Source organism: Clostridium polyendosporum, from assembly GCF_018332455.1.
GTDB lineage: Bacteria > Bacillota > Clostridia > Clostridiales > Clostridiaceae > Clostridium_AY > Clostridium_AY polyendosporum.
The window spans coordinates 54,232-79,647 of sequence record NZ_BOPZ01000009.1 but is presented as its reverse complement, the minus strand read 5'-3'; the positions used below and the strand labels follow the sequence as shown (position 1 = coordinate 79,647).

Here is a 25,416-nt window from a genome sequence, read left to right as displayed (position 1 = left end):
AATATTAATATATTGTAAGCTTATCAATATTTATCATTGTACCACCAGTTGCTTTACGAGCATTTCTTGAAGGCTTTCCAGTCCATTCTATCTTTAAAGTATGGGTTCCACTAGTAAGACCAGTTTTTGTAAATACTGCTGCTTTATAATACGTTGTTGAAGAATATAAATCAACGTAATAAACACTACTATCTACTGTAATTTTAATGATTCCCTGTTTGTTGTTCTTTAATGATGTAAGTTGAACTCCTGTTCCTGTAAATTTTAAAGTAAGAATACTTCCTGAAGAATTTCCAGTAGTGTAGGATCCACCTGAGCTATACACATCATTTACCTTTAGCCAGTTACCGTCATTTGGTATGATACCGGAGTTATCTTCATAGCTTCCTGCTTTTAAACCCTTTTGGAAATTAAGTGTGTAGGTTCCTGTTCCTGTAAAGGAGTATACATCGATGAAATAAGTTCCATCCTGTTGTATAGAATAAATTATCTTTTCAGTAGATGTACCTACCTTTTCAGAATAGGCTAAAATACCTGCATTAGTCTTTACAGTAGTTGCAGTTTTATTATATAGATAAAGATCAAAGTCTGTTCCTGCAGCCCCTGAAAGAGTTATAGTTATTACATCACCTTTTACTAAGCTTACATTATATACATCATCTATATCAGTATACATATTAAGTGATCCACTAACTGTACTACCACTTAAAGTTATACCTGGTATATCATCATCAGGTATTGCGCCAATAGCTGCAGCTGCATTAACCATTCCACCTGTACCAATTTTATATTGTAACGTGGAAAGCTTTACAACAGATTTAGTTATAGTATCTTTTATTGATAATGGAGTTATACTACTATTTCTACTTAATACAAGAGCTGCAACACCAGCAACATGAGGTGTAGCCATTGATGTACCACTTAAATACTGGTAAGAGCTACCTGGTTTAGTACTATAAACATTTACACCTGCTGCAGCGACATCAACACTGTTAACTCCATAGTTAGAAAACCATCCTAAACTTCCTCTATTGTCAATAGCAGCTACTGAAAGAATATTAGATAGATTATAGGATGATGGATAGTGAGGTGAAGTATCAGTATTAATACCGCTATTACCAGCTGCTGCTACAAATAGTGATCCGGAATTCTTAATTGAATCATATAAAGCTTGGCTATAGCCTCCGCCGCCCCATGAGTTATTAGATATTTTTACATTCATTTTTCTTGCATAGTCAACTGCTAAAACAGCATCTGATGTATAACCACTACCATCAGAACCCAAAAATTTTAAAGGCATTATCTTTACATTAGGTGCAACTCCAATTACACCAGTTGAATTTGTTGATGCTGCAATTGTACCTGCAACATGAGTTCCATGTCCATGATCATCATATGGATTATTATTATACCAATAGAAGTTCCATCCTCTAACATCATCTATATATCCATTGCCATCATCATCTTTGCCATTGCCAGCTATTTCTTTAGTATTTACCCACATATTGTTCTTTAAATCAGGATGGTTATAATCAACCCCTGTATCAATTACTGCTACTACAACGCTGCTGCTTCCTCGTGTTGTATCCCATGCAACTTGAGCATTAAGATCTATTCCGGCGATCCCAGTTTGTCCACCTATGGTTTGTCCAACATTCCTTAATCCCCATAAGTTTTGATAGTATGGATCTGTAGGAACCCAACTTGGGCTAATATCAGATGCATATATAATATAGTTTGGTTCAGCATATTCTATTAACGCTGAATGCTTAGCTAATAGCTTGGCTACTTCCTCTGGGGTTTTATTAGTATTTAGTTTAACTAGTTTTGCATTTGTAAACCCCAAGTTTTTTATTGAAGAAACAGTTATTTTATCTTTACTAAGGATGTCATTTAGTACTTTTTTAGCTTCTTCATCGAATTTGGCAGCTTTAGGATTAGCCGCCTCTTTAAATTTAACGATAAGTTCTCCGGCACGATATTGAGCACCTTGTTTTTTAGAACTCCATGCTGGATTGTTAGGTTTTACCTGATTGCTTTGACTTGTATTTGGTACTTCCCTCACTGTATTTCCCGCATTTTTATTTTGAGATTTCCTTAGTTTAGATGACTCATTAGTTTTACTTTCTGCTTTAGCAGATGCAGCTATTGTTGGAAAACACATAGTGGATCCAAATGCTAAAGCCAGCACAAGGGATAATAATTTTTTTGTTTTCAGAAAATTACACATCATATATTCCCTCCTTTTCAATATAGAGTCAATATGATAAATTGTATTATGCTGAGTATATATATATTACTATAAATTAACAAAAATAGAGAGGATTTTAATATTCCAAATTAACGCAGCATTAGTAGATATTCGAATACTTTCCCTACTTTATGCCTACAAGATATGAATTTAGGATATAATTAGAATATATTATAAGATATATGTTTAATTTTTAATGAAATTGAGAAAATAGTGTTAGTTTTTAGATACCTTTTCTAAAGTTTTGTATATATATTTGGAGGATAAAATGGCAGGAGAGAAAATTTTAATAATAGAAGATGAAGTTAAGATTTCGAGATTTATAGAGCTTGAGCTTAAATATGAAGGATATAAAGTTGAACAAGCATATGATGGTAGGGAAGGGCTGCAAAAGGCAAGTGAAGTCAATTGTGATTTAATATTATTAGATATAATGCTGCCCTCTATGAATGGAATTGAAGTGCTTAGAAGACTTAGGCAGAATTCAGAGATTCCAGTTATTATGCTTACAGCTAAAGATGACACAATGGATAAGGTTATGGGGTTAGACATGGGAGCTGATGATTATGTAACAAAGCCTTTTGCCATTGAGGAACTCTTAGCAAGGATTAGAGTAGCATTAAAGAGAAAAGCTTCTAAGATAGAAAACACAAAGATTTTAAAAATCGGAAGTCTTAAAGTAGACCTAGACAAGTATACAGTTACTTATAATGAAGAGTCTATTGATTTAACTAAAAGGGAATTTGATTTGTTGAAATACCTTATGGAAAATAAAAATATAGTGCTTTCAAGAGAAAAACTTCTCGAAGCAGTATGGGAATTCGATTATATGGGTGACACAAATGTAGTTGATGTATATATAAGATATTTAAGAAGTAAAATTGATGAAAAATATAATAAAAAGTTAATACATACTGTTAGAGGGGTGGGATATTTGATAAAAGATGAATAGTAAAAAGAAAACTTCTAACAAAGATATTTATAATCTCTTATTTTTAATAGGTAGAACAATTTTAAATTTAATTTCTAATTTATATAAAAGTTTAATTAAGAAGTTTAGGTTTTCCATAACCTTTAAGATAACTACAGTTTACGCTCTAATACTTACTAAGATACTTTTACTGCTTAATGTTGCAATATTTAGTGGCTTCCTAATATACTTAGTTAAATCTGCAGATAGTACTATGTCAAAGGATTTTCAAATTATATCTTCTTTTTTAGAAGATAGCATAGATGTTCCTAAAAAAAATATTGATAAGCTGTGTTATTTAGATAATATAGAAATAAGTATATTTGATGAAAATCGTAAAGTCATTTATACTACCACGAGTGATACTACTTCAGTAGTTTTTTATGATAAATTCAGTAGTAATAAAATGTTAGATTTAAATTCTAATTCAATGTTAATAAAACATAGTTCCGGTATTAATAATAATTATGAACCTGCGCTGGTCTTTAATAAGGGGTTAAAATGGAATTCAAATAATGTTTATATTCAAATTACTAATAGGTTGCTAAAGGAGACCGTATATGCTGGGATTCTTTTAGCAACTTTATTAACTTTCACTGTAGTACTTATTATTGTAATACTTATGATTGGTTCTAGGGCCAGCAGAAAAATGCTTAAGCCCGTTGATACAATGACAAGAACTGTTAAGAATATAAGCATAAATGCTTTAGATACTAGATTGGATGTTAGTGGTTCTCAAGATGAGCTTAAGGACTTAGCAGAAACGTTTAATGGTATGCTTGATAGAATTCAAAAATCTTATGAACAGCAAAATCAATTTGTATCTGATGCATCTCATGAATTAAGAACACCCATTGCAGTTATTCAAGGATATGCAAATCTGCTTGATAGATGGGGGAAAAATGATCCTGCAGTACTAGAGGAATCTATAGCTTCCATTAAGTCAGAGTCTGACAATATGAAGAATTTAATTGAAAACCTCCTATTTTTAGCTAGAGGAGATAAAAACTCTCAGAATATAGAAAAAGAAGATTTTTATATAGATGAACTTATTGATGAAATAGTAAGAGAAACTAAATTAATAAATAATTCTCATGAGGTATTATATGAAATAAAGGAAAAAATAATAATTAATGCTGATAGAAAGCTTATCAAAGAAACTTTAAGAATCTTTGTAGACAATAGTATTAAATACACACCTAAGGGAGGCAAGATTAAAGTAGGGTGCTATTTGCAAAAAAATAAGGCAGTAGTTTATGTGGAAGATAACGGTATAGGAATACCTAAAGAAGATCTTCCTAATATATTCAATAGATTTTATAGAGCAGATAAGTCCAGAACAAAGCAGACTGGAGGAACTGGGCTAGGACTTGCCATAGCTAAATGGATAATAATGAAGCACAAAGGGATGATACAAGTAAAAAGTATGATTGATGTAGGAACTAAAATGATAGTATTTCTTCCACTAAGTTCCTAATTGCCTCTACTCCTGCTTAATTTTATTTTTTTGTTAATATTATACAGAATAAAAATATAGTGTTATGCAGAAATTATATAGGGAGTATATTTATATCAATGCAAAATCAATTATTTTAGTACTTTATTATATATTGTTAGAAAAAATTAAAACGTTAAAATTTTTTTAAAGTTTCCTTGAATAAATAAAAAAAGTTAATGTATAATTATACATAAGACGAAAAAAATGCTAATCTAAGAAGGAGGGCCTAACATGAAAAAAGGATTATTTAAGAAGGTTGTTGCTGGAGTACTTATAAGTGTATTTGCTTTAGGTTTAGTTTCTTGTGCAAATAAGGACGAGAAAGCAGCAGAAAAGGCATCAGCAGTTGATAGAATAAAGAAGGCTGGGAAATTAGTTCTTGGAACAAGTGCTGATTATCCACCATATGAGTTCCATAAGAGTGTAAATGGAAAAGATACAATCATTGGTTTTGATATTGAAATAGCTAGAGAAATAGCTAAATCATTAGGTGTTGAACTTGAAATTAGTGATATGAAATTCGATGGTCTTTTAGCAGCCCTTAAGACTGGAAAAGTTGATATGATAATATCAGGAATGAACCCTACAGAGGAAAGAAAAAAGAGTGTTGACTTCTCAAAGGTTTACTATAATGCAAATCAGTTCGTTGTAGTAAGAGCAGAGGATAAGGATAAGGTAAAGTCACTTGTTGATTTAAATGGTAAGAAGATAGGGGTTCAAAAGGCTACAGTTCAAGAAAGCTTAGCTAAAGATCAAATAAAAGATGCACAGCTTAAGTCACTTGGAAAAATTCCAGATATAGTTCTTGAACTTAGGAATAAAAAGGTTGATGCAGCTGTTATAGAAGGTCCTGTTGCTAAATTCTATACAGATAAGAACAAGGACTTAGTAATAACCGATGCAGCATTCAGTGTTAAAGAAGATGAGAAAGGTTCAGCTATAGCTATTCAAAAGGGATCAGATGATTTCTTAAAGATAGTTAACGACACATTAGATAGATTAATAAAAGAAGGAAAAATTGAGAAATTCGTTATCGAAGCAACTAACCAAGTTGAATAGTTAATAATATGGGAATAAAGGTGCCTGTAATAACTTGCTGGCACCTTTTTAAAATGTATAAATCATTAACATTATTTATTTCTAAGCATAAACAACTTCAATTTTTAATCAATTCAGGATAGGAACTTCAGTATTCAATACTTTATTTAATAATTTTCCTAAAGTTATTAATTCAATATGAACTTATATATCCTGAACTGTAAATTTAGTTATGAAGTTGAATACATATACAAGAATACCGTGGAATAAATTACACTTGATTTGTTTTGGGACGGGCAGTATCATAAGAATGGCGTAGTGAAATATATGATGTTTATTAAAATTTATTAAATAAAAAATGTGCTAAAATATGAATGTGCTTTCATAAGTTTATTAAACATTAAACTTGTATATATTTATTTGATGTCATTTCACAAATGAAATCTCGCAAAACTTAACAGGCTCGATGCCTATTAAATTTTATTAGATAAGGGAGGTAATGAGCGTGGATTTTAGTTTTTTATCTAAGTACTACTTATTTTTTCTAAATGGAGCAAAATATACTATACTCTTAGCATTTTTTACAGTTATATTCGGTAGTATAATTGGTCTTTTCCTAAGTCTTATGAAATTGTCCAAGTATAAGCCATTAAAATTTTTGGCTTCAGTTTATATTGAATTTGTAAGAGGAACGCCGATACTTGTACAGTTATATATTATCTACTATGGATTGCCTGCATTAGGAATTAGATTACCAGATATGTTAGCTGGTATAATAACTCTTTCCATAAACAGTGGTTCATATGTTGCGGAAATAATAAGAGCAGGTATAACTGCAGTTGATAAGGGACAAACCGAAGCTGCAAGAAGCTTAGGAATGAATCCCATAATGACAATGAGATACATAATCATACCTCAAGCATTTAAAAACATATTACCTGCATTAGGAAACGAATTTATAACTATTATAAAAGAATCATCAATAGTATCAATAATAGGAATATCAGAACTTATGTACAATGCTGATACAGTGAGAGGAAATACAGCACTTCCATTCGAACCTCTTATTATTGCAGCGGTTATGTATTTTGTACTGACATTCTCATTATCCAAGGTTCTAGGAACATTTGAGAGGAGGTTGAAAGTCAGTGATACGCATCAGTAATCTTCATAAAAAGTTCGGCAAAAATGAGGTTTTAAAGGGAATCACTGAAACTATAAAAAAGGGAGAAGTGGTTGTTGTAATAGGACCTAGTGGATCTGGAAAAAGCACCTTTTTAAGATGTCTTAACTTGCTTGAGGAACCAACTCACGGTGAAATAATATTTGAAGATAATGAAATAACTAACAAGAAGATTGATATAAACAAAATAAGAGAAAAGATGGGAATGGTGTTTCAACAGTTTAATCTTTTCCCACACAAAACTGTTCTTGATAATATTACTTTAGCACCTATAAAGGTAAAAGGAATGAAAAAGGAGGATGCTGAAGTTATAGCTTTTAAGCTTCTAGAGAAAGTAGGTTTAAAAGAGAAAGCAAATGCATATCCAGCATCCCTTTCAGGTGGACAAAAACAAAGAATAGCTATTGCAAGAGCATTAGCTATGGAACCCGATGTTATGCTTTTTGACGAACCAACTTCAGCTCTAGATCCAGAAATGGTAGGGGAAGTACTAAACGTTATGAAGGGACTTGCAGCAGAAGGAATGACTATGGTAGTGGTAACACATGAGATGGGTTTCGCAAGAGAAGTTGGGGATAGAATAATATTCATGGATGGAGGAAACATAGTAGAACAAGGAACTCCTGATCAAATATTCACAAATCCTCAGCATCCAAGAACAAAGGATTTTCTTTCAAAGGTTCTATAATTTGGACAAAAAGTAGTTTGAATCATGGCTGTGTTTTAATCACAACCATGATTTTTTTATTTATGAGAATAATAGATGCTATACTTTTCTGAATAAAGGAGTATCATTAAATAATATACTAAAAAGTAGTTTATCTAATTGAGGTGATTTAATGATATCTTTAGTGATTAAATTAGTAAAATATCTGATTGTTTTTATGTTCAGTATCTCTGCTGCAGGATGTAATGTTCAGAAAGCAGATGGTGAGAAAGAAGTGTCTAGTCCAATTGATATTAATTTTATGCATAAAAAGATAAGTAAAATAGATTATGAAAAGTTTAGTGGGCTTAATATGCAAAAGGATAATATAAATCTTAATATAGAGGGTAATAAACTAGCACTTAAACTGCCAATTTATATTGATAAAAATAGGTATTATATTCCTCTTACAGAAATTATTGATAAATTAGGTGGACAGTTAAAAGAGAAGAAAGGGGTTCTTAATCTAAAGGTTTTTAACGAAGAATCAAAAATAGATTTAAATAATAATATATTTAAAGATAATAACGGTAAAGAGATTAGACTTAAGAAAGATATTATAAAAAAAGAAGGAATATATTATATTTCATTTATTGACTTTTCAAACATGATGAATTTTCACACTAGGTGGAATCATGATAGCAAGACAATAAAAGCTTATGTAAATAAGGAAAAATTAGCTCAAAAGAAATATGAATCAAAGCTTGAAACTATGGGATTCTTAAGGTTAGAGGATATAGCTACTTCAAATGATCCAGAAGATGATGAGAAATGTGAGAGACTTAGAGTTATGGCAAGATTTCTAAATGATAGGAGTGTACCTTATCATATAGCTTGGGTACCAAGATATAAAGCGCCAAAGATAAATGTAGATGTAGACCCTTCTAAAGAAAATGGTTTTTCTATTGCAGATTTTATTTATACCCTCGATTACATTACCTATCATGGAGGACAAATTGGTCTTCATGGATATACTCACCAAAGAGGGAGTGAGTATTCACTTTTAGGAACTGAGTTTGGACCAGATGATCCAGATGTAGAGGACTTTAGGCAAAGAGTAGAGGCTGCAATAAAGATAGCAAAAGATTTAGATATACCAATCACTTTCTTTGAAACCCCACATTATGCTATAACTGCAGAACAAAATAAGGCTTTAGAAGACTATTTTACATATATATATCATCCATTTAAAGATAGTAGAAATAACTCAGTTTACAGTAATCAACCATTAAAGAGTCCTAATAATAATAAAAGTTATTACTTAACTACTCCACTTGATTATGTAAAGCAAAATGGAACGAATGAGATGATAAGTAGAATAAGAAATCTTTCTCCTAACACTATAGCAAGTCTTTTTTATCATCCAGGGTTAGAGTATAGGTATATAAATTTAACAGAAGAGGATGGAATACCGAAATTTCAGTACGATGAGAATGCTCCTCTTAAAAGAATAATAGATGAACTCGAAAAAAGAGGTTATAAAATGAGTTTTATAACAGATATAAGATAATATTAAAAATTGTATGAAGTAACGAGTCTAGGATTTGGAGCTTTTATAAATAAAGCTTAAGATTAAAGACATCGTTACTTTTTTATATTTTATTGGAATTTACAGTATGTCAACAATTAAAATACAAAGTTATAGTATTATTAAGTTAGTTAATATATAATTATTTAGTTAAGATAAATAAGAATGAAAGGGTATTGAACCCTCTCATTCTTAGCAAGATTTCACTTTGTGAAATGACTGCAAACAAGAACAAAAGGAAAGAGAAAAAGGAGAGGTAGAGATGAAGGAAAAGAGCAGAGAGTGCCTAAACAGCTGCATATACAAATACTTAACTGTAATAGCAGCAGCATTAGTCATAATGATAAAATCCATGTTTTTTTTGGCAATGTTAAGAACTCAAAATTCTTCGTCCTTAGATTTTGAAAGGATGTATTTTACTCCACCACCTATGTGGGCACATATTGCATTTGTGGTTTTAGTAGTAAGTTTTAGCTTTTTATTTAAAAGAAAAGGGAGAAATATTTATCTTATATTATTAAATATGGTAGTTAGTTTTCTACTTTTATTTGATATTTGGTATTTTAGAGCAAATGGAACCTTTTTATCTTTTAGACACATATTGTACCCTGATATATTTAATCCATTAGGGAAAAATTTATTTTTGGTTCAACCGATAGATGTAGTTTTCTTTATAGACTTTATAGCTATTGCTTTAATTTATATTAGACAGGGGAAGAAAAAGGTATCAGTAAAAAGACAAACTTTTGCCTTTGCATTTACTTTTGTATTTTCAGTAATAACAATTATTTCATCACACTATTATATAGATATTAAAAATGCAACGAATGGGGAAAAAATGCTGTTTCAAGTAGCTTGGGCACCATTTCAAACAATGTCTAACATGAGTCCTTTAGGATATCATGGATATGATATTTATAAAGCAATATATGAGAAAAATGCTGTAAAGCTTGATAATAAAGAAGTCAATAATATTAAATCTTGGTTTGAAAGTAATAAGGAAAACCTTCCAGACAACAAATATAAAGGAATGATGGAAGGAAAAAATGTAATATTTATTCAAGTAGAATCTTTAGAAAACTTTGTTGTAGGACAGAAAGTTTATGGTCAGGAGATAACCCCAAATCTAAATAGATTAATAAATAACGGATTATATTTTAATAGTATACATGAGCAAAACAATGTTGGGACAAGTTCTGATGCGGATCTTATGGTTAATACCGGGATATTGCCTATAAGAGACGGTAGTACCTTCTTCAATCATCCAGTTACAAAGTATACGTCGCTGCCAAGGCTTTTAGGAGAGAAAGGATATCATTCAATTTCTACTCATCCAGAGGTAGCAGGAAATTGGAACTGGGCAGAAGCTCATAAAGGCTCTTTAGGCTTTAATGAAATATGGGACATACATCAATTTAATGTTGATGAACAAATAGGTTTAGGAATGTCAGATGGTTCTTACTTAAGACAGATTGCAGATAAACTTAAAAATCAAAAACAGCCATTTTATGCTTATATGGTTACATTAACAAGTCATGGTCCTTTTGATATGCCTGAAAAATATAAATACTTAAGTCTTCCAGAAGAATTTGATAAAACTATTCTTGGAGCTTACTTTCAAAGTATAAGATATACAGATGAACAGATAGGGGCTTTTATAAAAAAGCTAGATGATCAGGGACAGCTTAAAAATTCTGTTATAGTTATATATGGTGATCATACAGGAGTGCATAAGTTCTATCCAGATCGTTTAAAGGAGGTTAAGCTTGAGGGAGATTGGTGGCAAAAGGATGATAAAAAAGTGCCATTTATTATATACAATCCTGAACTAAAAGGAGAGACAATCGATAAATTCGGTGGCCAGATTGATATTATGCCAACAGTGGCGTATATTATGGGCGTTGATAGAAGTAAATTCGAGAACAGTACGATGGGGAGAGTCCTTGTAAATACAGAAAGAAATGCTACTGTATTAAATTATGGACAGGTAGTAGGTTTGCCTAAAGACGAAAAAGAGGAATCACTCCTCAACAATGCTTTAAAAGTTGCGGATGAATTTATAAGGGGAAATTACTTAAAACAAGTTGAAAAATAATATAAGATTGCAATCTAGTAATTTAATTAAGTTACTGGGTTGCAATCTTTTTTTGTATGAGTAAATTATAGAGATTTTGGCTTTGTAGCACACTATATAGAAATAGACTCTATCTTAAACTTTTTTATAATATACTAATTACTAATCTAATCTTATATTGAGAGAAAATGATGCGGGCTACCAATCTCCAGAAGAGCCACCTCCGCCGGAAGAACCACCGCCAAAACCACCAAATCCACCACCGGAATTTCCACCGCCGCCAAATCCACCGCCGCCACCTCGTGGACCTCTGAAAAAAGAGCTCCAAAATAATATCTTGATTAAAGTTCTAATAACTCTTGCTCTATTAAAAATAAGGTCAGCAGCTAGTAGTCCCAATATAATATATACAACCATAGAAGTTCCTCTTCCATTACCTTGGCTACTCTGTGTGTTTGGCATCGTTATATTGAGATTTTTTTCAAGGGTAACATTATATTCTTTAGCTATACTATCTGCAAAAATAGAATAAGAATTCTTAATACCTTCGTTAAAATCCCCATTTTTAAAAGAAGGTTTTGCTACTTGGTCCATAACTCTAGCAGAGTAGATATCTGGAACGGCTCCTTCAAGACCTCTTCCAACCTCTACTCTCCACTTTCTATCATCAATAGCTATAAGTATTAAAAGACCGTTATCTTTATCTTTTTGACCTATACCCCAAGTTCTAAATAATTGATTTGCATAAGATTCGATATCTATTCCTTCTAAAGAGTTAATAATTACAACTACTGATTGAGCACTAGTTTTATCTTCGAGTTCTTTTCCTACTGAAACTAAGTATTCCTTAGTAGGTTCATCTAACACCCCTACATAGTCATTTACATACTTAAGGTTAGTGGGCTTGGGGAAATTCGTCTCAGCTTTAACTGAGATAGAAAAAAGTATCGCCACTAGAATTAGGATACTAGATAGTAATTTAAAACCTTTATTTGTTTTTAACATATTTATTTTGTAAAGTTAACTTTAGGAACTTCTTTTGCTCCTTCAGCTGCTTTATAATAAGGTTTTTCTTCAAATCTAAATATTCCTGCAATTATTGAACCTGGAAATCTCCTAACTCTAGTGTTATATGAATCTACAGATTTATTATAGTCCTGTCTTGCTATTGCAATTCTATTTTCTGTACCCTCTAAAGCTACAGATAAATCTCTAAAGTTTTGATTTGACTTTAAATCTGGATAATTCTCAACCACCACTAAAAGTCTTGATAAGGCTGAAGATAATTGACTATCTGCATTTGCTCTATCTGTAATATTTTGAGCTCCTGCTAGTTTGCTTCTTGCATTAGCTATGTCCGCAAAAATTTGTTTTTCCTGTGCCGCATATCCCTTAACAGTTTCAACTAGATTTGGGATCAAATCTGATCTTCTTTGAAGTTGAGTATCAATATTTGATTCTGCTGATTTCACTTTTTGATCTAAGCTAACTAAACCGTTATAACTACTGATAACAGGCAGTATTAATACTGCTAATACAGCTAGTATTATAAGTATAGTTTTTAAAGTTCTATTCATAATATCACTCACTCCTTATATTTGGCATAATACATTTAAAGAATGTATATAGTGTATACAATTTTTTACATATTATACCGAGGTAATTATTGTAAAAGTTATAGAACCATTGATAATAATGTATTATTTATCTTTAATTTTATAGGATAGATTGTTAAAAATTAATCATAATGAAACGGAAAAATAAACATGAACTTATTGTTAAAGTTTACACCTATTTACCATTTATATTACACGAGATGGTATAATATTACTAATAATAGGTGTGAGAGGTACTTAGCATGAAAAAAAAGGTTTTAACAGCTCTATTATTATCTTCATCCATTGTCGCAAGTGGTATTACAAAAGAGACGATGACTGTTTTAGCAAATGAAAATAATAATTTAGGTAAATCAGTTAATGTACAAAAAATTAGAAATAAGAGAGATAATACTCCTGTAATAAATGGGATTAAGGTAAATAAGCAGCTTATAAACATCAACTATTTAGCTGATGTTACAATTGTTCCCCAATATATAGTAATTCACGATACAGATAACAGACAGTTTGGATCTAATGCAATGGCAAATAGAAATTACTTCGCTAATGATCCAGAAGCTAAAGCTTCAGCTCATTATACTGTTGATCAGAGTAATATAATTCAAGTTCTTGAAGATACCTGGTATGGTTGGCATGTTGGAGATGGAGATAATCCACTTGTAAGTAATTTAAATACAATTGGAATTGAGTTATGTGTAAATCCTGATAACAACTTTGACAAAACTTTGGAAAATGGAATCGCTTTAACAAAATATTTAATGGAAAAATATAAGATACCAGCATCAAATGTAATAAGGCATTATGATGTATCAAGAAAAATATGTCCCAAAATGATGATAGAAGATAGACCAGACTTGTGGGTTTATTTTAAGAAAGCTATTTCATCAGCTAACAATTATAAAGTGGCTGATAGTACAGCAGTTTCAAATGAGGTAACAGGAATTAATGGACAAGCAGTGAGCAATTCACAGTCCAATCGTAGACTACAAGGTAATAGTAAAGTTTCAAGCAATAGTACATCAAATAATCAAAAATCTTCTATAAAGAAAGGAAAGGTAGAAGTAGATTCAGCCTTAATTTTGAGAAGTGGACCTAGTAAGGATTATAGTATAGTTAGATATCTTTTAAATGATACTGAAGTAGATATAAAGGAAGAGTATGGAGATTGGTATTTACTAAATGCTAATGGAATAGAAGGATATGCCTTTAAGAATTATATTAAAACTGACAGCGGTATAACTCGTTCTTCTGAAAATAAGACAATCAATAAGAAGGGTATAGTAACGGACATATCTACTAATCTTACTGTAAGAACAGGACCCAGTGTAAATTATTATGTTGTAGGATATCTTTTAAATGATACTGAGGTAGATATAAAGGAAGAGTATGGAGATTGGTATTTACTAAATGCTAATGGAATAGAAGGATATGCCTTTAAGAATTATATTAAAACTGGCAGCGGTATAACTCTTTCTTCTGAAAATAAGGCAATCAGTAAGAAGGGTATAGTAACGGACATATCTACTAATCTTACTGTAAGAACAGGACCTAGTGTAAATTATGATGTTGAAGGATATCTTTTAAATGATACAAAGGTTGAAATAACAGGAGTAGAAAATGGATGGTATAAAGTTGAGTTTAATACAAGTACAGGAACTAACGAAGGTTACGTAAATTCTGATTTTGTTAGAGTATTAAACTAGTATATAGATAGATCATATTGTCATTATGTCAGTATGGTCTTGCTTTTTACGGGAAAATTAAAATATAATATTTTGATTAAGAGGGATTATCTAAGAATCATGCCACTTTAGTTGGTAGGGTTTAAGAAAACTCTAATCATATTATACGAGGTGATAGTCATGGAAAAAAAATTAGCACAGGAGCTTATAGATTTTCTTTATCATAGCCCATCTGCTTTTCATGCAGTGAAAAATGTAAAGAATATACTGCAAAAGGAAGGCTTTAAAGAACTTAGGGAAGAAGAAAAATGGCATTTAAAAAAAGAAGGAAAGTATTTTATAACAAAAAATGATTCAGCAGTTATTGCTTTTGTGGTTGGTAAGGGAGAGATAGAAGAGTATGGTTTTAAACTCATAGGAGCTCATACTGATTCACCATCCTTTAGAATAAAGCCATCACCAGAGATGGTTTCAGAAGACGTTTATGTTAAGTTAAATACAGAAGTTTACGGGGGCCCAATTTTAAGTACCTGGTTTGATAGGCCCTTATCTATTGCAGGAAGAGTTACATTAAGAAGTAAAAATCCATTGTTTCCTGAATCAAAGCTTGTAAATATAAACAAACCAATACTGGTTATACCGAATTTAGCTATACATATGAACAGAGAAATCAATGAAGGGTTTAAAATCAATCGTCAAAAGGATACCATTCCCCTGTTAGCAGTGGTAAATGAAAAGCTCGAGAAAAATAAATATCTGCTAAACTTAATTGCAGATGAGCTAAAGGTTAAGGCAGAAGATATTTTAGATTTTGATTTATTTCTTTATGAATTTGAAAAAGGATGTATCATGGGGTTAAATGAGGAGCTTATATCATCCTCAAGACTAGACGATCTTTCAATGGTTCATGCTGGAATTAAGGCACTTATAAACACTTCAGTTAATATGGCTACAAACGTTGTAGTTTGTTTTGACAATGAAGAAGTAGGAAGTTCCACAAAACAAGGAGCAGATTCAGAGTTGCTATCACACATACTTGAGAGAATAGCGCTTTCCCTAGGAAAAGGAAGAGAGGAATTCTTCAGAGCACTATCAAAATCCTTCTTAATATCTGCAGATCTTGCTCATGCAGTACATCCAAACGTTGGAGAAAAACATGATCCTGTTTTAAGACCAGTAGTAAACGGAGGTCCAGTTATAAAGATTGCGGCTTCTCAAAGTTATACATCAGATTCTAATTCTGTTGCTGTATACGAAGAAATATGCAGAAGAGCAGGAGTTCCAGTGCAGAAGTTTGTTAACAGATCAGACTTAAGGGGAGGATCTACTATAGGACCACTATCCTCAACACATCTGCATATACGTTCAGTAGATATGGGTTCACCAATACTTTCAATGCATTCAATAAGAGAGCTTGGTGGCGTTAAGGACCACTATTATTGTGTTAAGTCCTTTGAGGAATTTTTAAAATTATAATTTTATAAAGTAAGTTGACCTTACTAAAGAGTGACATTCTTCAACTTCTGTAGGCTGGAGTGGGTCCGCTTGGGGAAATAATGCATATTAAATTTTGGTAAGATTACTTCAATAAATACATTAAATCGTAATTGTATATTATATAGCAGTTTGAAGCTATTATAATGCAATTACGATTTTTTTATTTTCTAAATTCTACAGATAGCATGCACAAACATAATTTAGCCATGGAGAAGTAGCTTCTATAGAAGGTCTTTTTACAGCAGGTTGTATGACGTAATAAGTGAGATAGATTTTATTTGATACCCTTTCACACCGTAAACCTGTGTATAATCAAGTAGCTTAATGACTGTTCAGTTATATTTAATCCTATCTTATAATTTTAAAATTATAGGGAAAAACTATGGTGTAACAACAAAAATGGAAAGGGAAGAGTAGATATGAAGATATTGGATTCAGCAAGTTGCAGAAGAAGAATTATCTACACCTTAAAGGAAAACTATAATAGGATTCTCAACAACTATGAATACATAAACTCTCAAGTCCGAGAGAATAGGGAGATTGTAACTTCAGCAGAGTGGTTATTAGATAATATTTATCTTATAGAAAAAGAGTATAAGACAATAAAGATCAATATGCCCTGGAGTTATTTCGAAAATCTTCCCTTAGTAGAAGGTGAAAATTCTTGCCCGAGAGTATATGTACTAGCAAAAGAATATCTAAAGAAATCCGAGGGGTTTATTGAAGAAAAAGCTGTTATTCCATTTCTTAATGATTTGGATAAAAAGCATTATCTCACTTTAGGAGAGTTGTGGGCATTCCCCCTAATGTTAAGAGTAGGATTAATTGAAGGTATAGGATTGATATCTGAAAAACTTGCTTATATTCAAAAGGAAAAAAGAAAAGGAGAAGAGCTTGCATATAAAATCATTCATGCCTATAACAATAATAATTTAGATGAAATGTTAGAAGAGTTATCAATCGGTGATGTGTGTTTTTCACCTGAATCTATAGAAAAGTTCATAAGAGTTCTAAGAGATAATTCTATTAATAAAGAAGAAATATATAGCTTTGCAAGAGGTAGAATGAAAAAATGCTCGCAAAAGTGTGATAAAGAGGAAAATACACAAGAAGTTGAGGATATCATCATAGGAGAGCACCTTGAGGAAGGAAAGCTTCAGATTGCAATTGGAAACTACATAACTTCCTTAAGAACCATTGATTCAATAAGTTGGAGAGTGGTTTTTCAGAAAGTATCTAGAGTAGAAAAAATATTAAAGAAAGATCCACAAGGCACTTATCCTCATATGGATTTTACATCAAAGGACTATTACAGGCATCGATTAGAAGAAATCAGTAGAAGAGTTAAGGAAGAAGAGTGGAAGGTTGCAGAAAAAGCTATTCAGCTTTCTGAACTTTCAAAAGGATTAAACGAGGAAGAATACAAAAGTCATGTAGGGTATTATCTTATGGATAGTGGTACATATGAGTTAGAAAAGAACTATGGATATTTTTCAAAAAAGAAAGGAGCTTCTTTTGGAAAATTCATTATTTTAATATTTGTACTTACATTAATAATTGAAGCTTTAGTTATAGGAATTTCTAATACTGCAAATTATAGAGTAACAGTATTAGAACAGGTAGTTGGAGCAATTGTAGTATTAATTCCTATAACAGAACTTGTTATAGGAATTATAAATTGGAGTACCTGTAGACTTTTTAGACCTAGTTTTCTTCCAAAGCTTGAATATAACGATGGAATACCTGATAAAAGTAGAACCGTAGTGGTGATACCAGCTATATTAAGTAGTGAGGCTAGAACCAAGGAGTTAATAGATTATTTAGAAGTGTATTATCTTGCTAACAGGGATAATAATCTGTATTTTGCTCTTTTAGGTGATTTTAAGGATTCTCATCAAGAAAGGGAAAAAGGAGAAGATGTCATAAATCAAAAAGGGCTTCAGGAGGTAAGAAGACTTAATTTAAAATATTTCTCTAAAAAAGAACCACATTTTTATTTCTTTAACAGGAAAAAGCGCTTTAATCTTAAGCAGAATGTATGGATGGGATGGGAGAGAAAAAGAGGAAAGCTTATGGAGTTTATGTCTCTTTTAAGGGGAGATAAAAAAACTAGTTATTCTGTAATAAGCAGCGATATAGAACCTCTTACAAAAGCAAAGTACATCATAACTCTTGATGCAGATACTATACTTCCTATGGGAGCTGCTAAGAAAATGATTTGTGCCATGAGTCACATACTTAACAAACCTATAGTTAATGAAGCTAACATAGTTTTAAGAGGATATGGTGTAATGCAGCCGAAGATTGGAGTAAATATCCAGTGTGCAAGGAAAACTCTTTTCTCAAGGATATTTGCTGGAGATGGAGGAATAGATATATATTCCACTGCTACTTCAGATACATATCAAGATCTCTTTGGAGAAGGAATATTTACAGGAAAGGGTATCCTTGATATAGATGTCTTTCTAAGAATACTTAAAGAAGAATTGCCTGAAAATAAAATTTTAAGCCATGATCTTTTAGAGGGAGAATATACAAGATGTGCATTATTAACAGATGTAGAATTGGTAGATGGTTATCCAGCACATTATAAGGCAAATGCTTCAAGACTTCACCGTTGGGTAAGAGGAGACTGGCAGTTGATTCCATGGTTATTTAGTTATAAACTTGGAGCTCTTTCTAAGTGGAAGATTTTTGATAATATTAGAAGAAGTCTTGTGGCTCCCTGGGTTGTAGTAGGCTTATTTTTAACGACTCTTTTATTAACCAATGGAGAGTATTGGTCTACATTTGTTTTTTTAGCAGTACTATCTATAGCTGTCTTTGCTTTTACTGATTTAGTTATAACTCCTAAGAAGCGTCAGCGGACTGTTGTTAAGAGTTTGAAACAGATATTTCTTACCGTATCCTTTTTACCTAACCAGTGTATATTGATGATAGATGCCATAATAAGAACAGTTTATAGATTAAGTATATCAAAGACAAATCTTTTAGAATGGCAGACAGCTGAAGATGTAGAAGCTAATTGTAGGAATAATCTTGTAAGCTACCTAAAGTATATGTGGGGTTCTAGTTTAATAGGCATTGCATATTTATTACTTACTTTTAATAAATCCATAGAAGTTGGAGTAACTAATCTGATTATAGCTATACTGTGGATTTTAAGCCCATTAACTGCCTATGTAGTAAGTAAAGAAGACATAGATCAAGCTTCTTTGAGAGAGGTTTCAGGTGAAGATCATAGATTGCTTAGAGAACTTTCAAGAAGAACCTGGGCATATTATGAAGACTTTGTAAATGATGATAATAATTATCTTGCACCAGATAATTTTCAAGAGGATCCTAATAACGGAGTTGCATATAGAACTTCACCAACTAATATAGCAATGGGCTTAGTTTCAAACTTAGTTGCTCATGATCTAGGATATTTACCTCTTACAGAAGTAGTAGATAGAATTGAGAAGAGTATAGATAATATGGAAACCTTAGAAAAGTACCATGGTCATTTTCTAAATTGGTATGATACAAGAACTAAAAGACCGCTGTGGCCAAGATATGTTTCTACTGTAGATAGTGGAAATCTTGTAGGTTATCTATGGGTTATAGAAGAATCCTTAAAGGACTATATAAAAGCTCCATTAATAAGTATAGAAAGCCAAAAGGCACTAATAGATACAATAACCCTTGTAGAAGAGGAGATAAGCGATAAAGAGATATTTACATATGAAAAAAATATGATCTTAGATAAGCCTTTTGATATTAAAAATTATATTAAACTATTGAAGGATGTATTAGATAAGTGCCTTGATATAGAACAGAAAAAATCTCATGAGAACCTTTATTGGGTAACTAAGTTGAAAAAAGAAGTAGTTCTTAAACTTAGAGAGTTAGCAGAACTTGCTCCATGGTGTGAAACAGAAGAAAAAGCAAATAAGCTGTTAACAGAAACATCAACAGATAATCTTGCAAAGGTTTTAAACTGTTATGTGAATGAATCTAAGAAGGATGAAAAAATAAAGTATCTCGAAAAGGGAATAAAACAGGTAAATAAGCTGCTTATAAGAATAGAACAATTAAAGACAAATCTTGAAAAGCTTGCTTCAGAAACAGACTTTAAAGTTTTATACAACTCTCATAGAAAGATATTTGCCATAGGTTATGATATGGAAAATGAAACTTTAGGCAGCAGTTGTTATGATCTTTTAGCCTCAGAAGCAAGAGCTGCTTCCTTTGTTGCTATAGCTAAGGGAGATGTAGAGTATGACCATTGGTTCAAGCTAGGAAGAGCTATGACAACCTCTTTTAGTTTAAAGAGCTTGGTATCATGGAGTGGTACTATGTTTGAATATTTCATGCCTGCTCTAATAATGAAATGTTATGAGGGAACTCTTTGGGATGTAACCTATAGATCAGTTATAGCTGCACAAAAGAAATATGCTCATAGTCGAAAGATTCCTTGGGGTATTTCAGAATCCGCTTATTATCATTTTGATGCTGCTATGAACTATCAGTATAAAGCCTTTGGAGTACCAGGTATAGGCTTAAAAAGAGGACTCGTAGATGAGCTTGTTGTATCTCCATATTCAACAGTAATGGCATTACCAGTTGAACCAAAGACTTCTTTAGAAAATATTAGAGAGCTTTCGAATAAAGGTATGATGGGGAGATATGGTTTCTATGAAGCTTTAGATTATACTCAAGAGAGAGTGCCAAAGGGAAGAAAGGAAGTACCTGTAAAGTGTTTTATGGTACATCATCAGGGTATGATTCTTATGGCGTTAGATAATTTCCTAAAGGATAACATACTTCAAGAAAGATTTCATAGAAGACCTCAGGTTAAAGCTTATGAACTTCTCCTTCAAGAAAAGCCATATTATCATGAAATCTTCACAAGAAAGCAGGAATTTGAGCTTCCTGAAATCAAAGGAGAAGAGGAACCACTAATAGTTAGAGAATATGGACCAATTTCAGAAAATCCAGAAACTTTAGCGCTGTCAAATGGAACATATTCAACAGTAATAACCAATAGTGGAAGTGGTATAAGTAAAAAAGGAGAAATGACAGTTTATAGATGGAAGGGAGATTCTACTCAAGAATCAGGGGGAATGTTCTTCTATTTAAAAAACCTAAACTCTAATGAATTCTGGAGTGCAACCTTTGAACCCTGCAGAGTTGAAGGTGAAGCGGATGGAGTACAATTTACTCTTGATAAGGCATTATTCACAAAGAAGGAAGGTAATATAGAGAGTATTTTAGAAGTTGCTGTATCTAATGAGGATAATGCAGAGATAAGAAGAATAACCTTGAAAAATCATGGAGAACACTCTAGGGTAGTTGAAGTTACAAGTTATATGGAAGTAACACTTGCTCCTTTTAATGCAGATATTGTTCATCCAACCTTCTCAAACTTATTTATTATTTCTGAATATGATAAGGATGAAGATTGTGTTATTGTAAGCAGAAGGCCAAGAGCTAAGGGGCAGAAAAAGCCTCATCTAATGCAGACAGTAAGTATTAAAGGAGAAAAAGTAGGGGCCTTAGGATATGAAACCTCTAGAATAAACTTTATAGGAAGAAATAGAGACTTAAAGAATCCGAAGGTTATGGATAATGATGCACCGCTAGAAAACACTACAGGAATTGTACTTGACCCAATTATATCAATGAGAGCAAGGGTAGAAATTCCTCCAAGGGGTGAAGTAACGGTTAACTACATAACAGCAGTAGGAGACAGTAAGGAAGAAGTTATTGAGTTAGCTAAAAAGTATAAGGATGTAAATAATGTAGATAGAGTATTTATAAGTTCTCTTCAGCAGGCAGCTTTAGAGATGAGATACCTTGGTATAAAATCCTTCCAGGCTAATCTTTATCAATCACTAACTTCTCATCTTTTATTTTTAAATACTTCTAGAAGAGAAAGAGAAGAGTATATTAAAAAGATTAATAAGCATCAGAGAGATTTATGGCCTTATGGTATATCTGGTGATTTGCCTATAGTCCTTCTTCTTGTAAAGGCAGAGGATGATATGGATATTGTGAGGCAGGTTGTAACTCTACACTACTATTGGAGAAGTAAAGGGGTTAAAGCTGACCTAGTAATCTACAATGATGAAGAGACATCATATGATCAACCAGTTCAGAGAAGTATAACTGAACAGATAAATACCTCAGCATCTAGGGACTTTTGGAATAAACCAGGAGGAATATATCTTCACAGTATTTCAACTATTGGAGAGGATATGAAGAACTTTTTACTTGGTATAGCAAGAGTTGTTATAAACTCTGAAAAAGGAACTCTTATTAATCAGCTTAAGGAATGGGAAGAGAAGGAGAAGAAGCTTCAAAGGCAGAGCTATTTGAGGCTTAAGGAACTTAAATGTTGTGATAAACCAAGGAGGAGAACAGCTATAGCAGCTAAGTCAGTAGAGGGTAAGGAAATCCTAGAAGAAGGATTGAAGTGGAAGGAATTCAATAAGTGGAATCATAGTGAAAAATATAACTATGATGTGAAAAGCTTAGACTTTTTTAATGGATATGGCGGTTTTAAAAAGGATGGTAGTGGCTATGTGATAATATTAAGAGATTCTAAGGAAACTCCAACACCATGGATTAATGTTATTTCAAATGGTAACTTTGGTTTCCACATTTCAGAAAGCGGTTCATCCTATACTTGGTGTGGAAATTCTAGAGAAAATAAAATTACCCCATGGAATAATGATTGGGTAATGGACTCCTTAGGCGAAGCTCTTTATATAAGAGATAATAAAAAAGGTGAAGCATGGAGTTTAACACCAAAACCATTAAGAGATGAAGGAGAATATGTAATAGAACATGGTTTTGGATACTCAAGATTTACTCATAACTATCATAGTGTTGATGGAGAACTCACAGCTTTTTGTCCTATGAAAGATAATGTGAAGCTTTATAAAATTGTTCTTACAAATAAAAGTGAGGAAACAAGAGAACTGTCACTATACTACTATGCTCAAATGGTTTTAGGAGTAGTACCTCAGCATACTGCTCAATACATCAGCAGTTATATTGATTCTGTGTCACAACAGGATGAAAATAAGAAATCACAAGAGGGATATAGCAGCTCTCAAGATATAGAAAGCAAGCAAAGTAGATTTATTTGGGCTCAAAACCCATACTCTACTCATTTTGGCAACTTAAAAGCTTACCTAAAGTTAATAGGAGGAGAAGATGAAAGCTTCACAGGAGATAGAAGAGAATTTGTAGGAAGAAGGGAAGACATAAACTGTCCATTAGCATTGAAGAAGGAAAAACTCTCTAATCTTATTGGAGGAGGACTTGATCCTTGTCTTGCTTCCTGTATTAAGGTTAGTATACCTCCTAACAGCAGTAAAACCGTTGTTATAGCTTTAGGGCAAGATGAAAGTCTTGAAGAAATTAGAGAAGTTTTAAGAAAATACTCTAATCCACAGCAGGTAGATGAAGCTCTTGAGGAAACAAAGGATTATTGGAAGAACTTCTTAGGAAAGCTTCAAGTTAAAACTCCAGATAAGTCTTTAGACTATATGGTAAATGGATGGCTTATGTACCAAACATTATCCTGTAGATATTGGGCAAGAACAGCCTTCTATCAATCAGGAGGAGCATATGGTTTTAGAGATCAACTTCAGGATTCTATGTCTTTAGGAATATTAAATCCAGCTATCACAAGAGAACAGATTTTAAAGAGCGCTTCAAGACAGTATGAAGAAGGCGATGTTCAGCACTGGTGGCACCCTATAGTAAATAGTGGTATAAGAACAAGATTCAGTGATGATTTATTATGGCTTCCTTATGTAGTAGCAAAATACATAAAAGCTACTGGCGATTGGGGTATCCTTGAAGAAGAAGCTCCATATCTTTTTGATGCTCCACTAAGCGAAGGTGAAGATGAGCGATATGGTGAGGTCAACGAGATGAGAACAAAAGGAACCATATATGACCACTGTATTAGAGCTCTTAATAGAGGATTAAGATTTGGGAAAAACAATATTCCTCTTATGGGCAGTGGTGACTGGAATGACGGAATGAGTACTGTAGGCAACGAAGGAAAAGGAGAAAGCATATGGCTGGGATGGTTCCTCTATGACATTCTAGGCGAGTTTCAAGGAATATGTTCTTATAAAAAGGATGAAGAAAAATCTGTTCAATATGAAGAAAAGAGAGAGTTTATAAGAGAAAACCTTGAAAAAAATGCTTGGGATGGAGGATGGTACAGAAGGGCATACTTCGATGATGGCACTCCTTTAGGTTCTATGAAAAATGATGAATGTCAGATAGATTCCTTAGCACAAAGCTGGGCTGCTATAACTGGTGGAGGTAAGCCTTCAAGAGTAAAAGAAGCAATGGAAGCTCTTGAAAAGCACTTAGTAAAAGAGGATAAGGGAATAATTTTATTATTATCACCTCCTTTTAATAACTCAAGGCTTGAACCAGGATATATCAAGGGTTATGTACCAGGCGTAAGAGAAAATGGAGGACAGTATACCCATGCAGCTATATGGGCAGTATTAGCCTTCACCAAATTAGAATTAGGAGATAAGGCATGGAGATATTTTAATATGATAAATCCAATAAATCACAGCTCTTCGGAACTCCAGTGTAATATTTATAAGGTTGAACCTTACGTAATGACCGCAGATATTTATGTTAAAGAGCCTCATGGAGGAAGAGGAGGTTGGAGCTGGTATACAGGAGCTTCAGGATGGATGTATAAGACTGCAGTGGAAAATATATTAGGCTTCAATAAGTATTATGGTAAAGGCTTTACTATAACTCCATGCATTCCTGAACAGTGGAAGAGCTATGAGATTACTTATAAAGAAGATAATATCAAATATCATATTGTAGTTAAAAGAGAAGGAAGTATGTTAAGTGATGAAATGGAGGTTGCAGCTTCTATTGATACAGCTCTTGTTCAGGGTAAAGATGTTTCAGGAGTTGAAGGAGCAATAAATACAAACGCTAAAATTAAGATGATACTTGTTGATGGTAAGGAATTAGATAAAGATTACATACCTTTTGAAGAAGGAGAGCATGAGGTAATAGTAATAATATAAGAATAGAAGAATACAGAGCAGCTAAAAACGCTGTTCCATAATAAGAGGTCATGACAAAAATAATTTCAGATAAACTTTAGCTAAGTCACTTGCAAAAACATTAAATTCAGTTAAAAAGATTAGTATTGAGATATCAATATAATGCTCAATACTGGTCTTTTTAGTTATAAAATGAATGCATAATATATAAAATTGTAAGATGGGCTACTTTTGTCTCAGTCCCGTTTATTTTCTGCCGTTTCACAAAGTGAAATCTTACTAGAACTAAAGTAGTAAAGTAAAGTGATAAATAGTAGTAATCG

At 32.3% G+C, this 25,416-nt stretch carries 13 protein-coding genes; 10 read left to right on the top strand and 3 right to left on the bottom strand.

Translation table 11 applies throughout. The features are described from left to right. Positions 1 to 4 precede the first annotated feature (4 nt). Positions 5 to 2,233 (bottom strand): S8 family serine peptidase, encoded by a 2,229-nt coding sequence (locus CPJCM30710_RS07185; RefSeq protein ID WP_212903493.1) that lies wholly within the window; start codon positions 2,231 to 2,233, stop codon positions 5 to 7. Positions 2,234 to 2,519: 286 nt separating this feature from the next. On the opposite strand from CPJCM30710_RS07185, the gene CPJCM30710_RS07180 reads away from it, so the two are divergent. The 7 genes from CPJCM30710_RS07180 (at position 2,520) to CPJCM30710_RS07150 (ending at position 11,269) form a co-directional block, all read left to right on the top strand. Beyond that, positions 2,520 to 3,203 (top strand): response regulator transcription factor, encoded by a 684-nt coding sequence (locus CPJCM30710_RS07180; protein ID WP_212903492.1) that lies wholly within the window; start codon positions 2,520 to 2,522, stop codon positions 3,201 to 3,203. Continuing rightward, positions 3,196 to 4,698 (top strand): sensor histidine kinase, encoded by a 1,503-nt coding sequence (locus tag CPJCM30710_RS07175; protein ID WP_212903491.1) that lies wholly within the window; start codon positions 3,196 to 3,198, stop codon positions 4,696 to 4,698. Before CPJCM30710_RS07180 ends, CPJCM30710_RS07175 begins: the two co-directional genes overlap by 8 nt. Positions 4,699 to 4,950: 252 nt before the next feature. After that, positions 4,951 to 5,778 carry an ABC transporter substrate-binding protein gene (locus CPJCM30710_RS07170; RefSeq protein WP_212903490.1) on the top strand — a complete coding sequence of 276 codons (828 nt, stop codon included), beginning with the start codon at positions 4,951 to 4,953 and terminating at the stop codon, positions 5,776 to 5,778. A gap of 484 nt (positions 5,779 to 6,262) precedes the next feature. Beyond that, complete coding sequence (locus CPJCM30710_RS07165; protein ID WP_212903489.1) at positions 6,263 to 6,922, top strand: amino acid ABC transporter permease; 660 nt, start codon at positions 6,263 to 6,265, stop codon at positions 6,920 to 6,922. Further along, positions 6,906 to 7,628, top strand: a complete 723-nt coding sequence (locus tag CPJCM30710_RS07160) for an amino acid ABC transporter ATP-binding protein (protein ID WP_212903488.1) — start codon at positions 6,906 to 6,908, stop codon at positions 7,626 to 7,628. Before CPJCM30710_RS07165 ends, CPJCM30710_RS07160 begins: the two co-directional genes overlap by 17 nt. A gap of 151 nt (positions 7,629 to 7,779) precedes the next feature. Next, positions 7,780 to 9,156, top strand: coding sequence for a DUF2334 domain-containing protein (locus tag CPJCM30710_RS07155; protein ID WP_212903487.1), 1,377 nt, complete (start codon positions 7,780 to 7,782; stop codon positions 9,154 to 9,156). 280 nt (positions 9,157 to 9,436) lie between these two features. Beyond that, complete coding sequence (locus tag CPJCM30710_RS07150; protein ID WP_212903486.1) at positions 9,437 to 11,269, top strand: LTA synthase family protein; 1,833 nt, start codon at positions 9,437 to 9,439, stop codon at positions 11,267 to 11,269. A 177-nt stretch (positions 11,270 to 11,446) separates the two neighbouring features. Here CPJCM30710_RS07150 and CPJCM30710_RS07145 read toward each other — a convergent pair whose 3' ends face one another. Then, positions 11,447 to 12,253 carry a TPM domain-containing protein gene (locus CPJCM30710_RS07145; RefSeq protein ID WP_212903485.1) on the bottom strand — a complete coding sequence of 269 codons (807 nt, stop codon included), beginning with the start codon at positions 12,251 to 12,253 and terminating at the stop codon, positions 11,447 to 11,449. Positions 12,254 to 12,255: 2 nt separating this feature from the next. Further along, a complete protein-coding gene (locus tag CPJCM30710_RS07140; RefSeq protein WP_212903484.1) occupies positions 12,256 to 12,825 on the bottom strand; it encodes a LemA family protein in 570 nt (189 codons plus the stop codon). Between the two features lie 281 nt (positions 12,826 to 13,106). Between CPJCM30710_RS07140 and CPJCM30710_RS07135 the strand changes: the two genes are divergently transcribed. From CPJCM30710_RS07135 to CPJCM30710_RS07125, 3 genes are all read left to right on the top strand, one after another. After that, a complete protein-coding gene (locus CPJCM30710_RS07135; RefSeq protein ID WP_212903483.1) occupies positions 13,107 to 14,567 on the top strand; it encodes an SH3 domain-containing protein in 1,461 nt (486 codons plus the stop codon). 159 nt (positions 14,568 to 14,726) lie between these two features. After that, positions 14,727 to 16,022, top strand: coding sequence for a M18 family aminopeptidase (locus CPJCM30710_RS07130; RefSeq protein ID WP_407644977.1), 1,296 nt, complete (start codon positions 14,727 to 14,729; stop codon positions 16,020 to 16,022). A 440-nt stretch (positions 16,023 to 16,462) separates the two neighbouring features. After that, on the top strand, positions 16,463 to 25,114 hold the full coding sequence (locus CPJCM30710_RS07125) for a GH36-type glycosyl hydrolase domain-containing protein (RefSeq protein WP_212903482.1): 8,652 nt from the start codon (positions 16,463 to 16,465) through the stop codon (positions 25,112 to 25,114). Positions 25,115 to 25,416 lie beyond the last annotated feature (302 nt).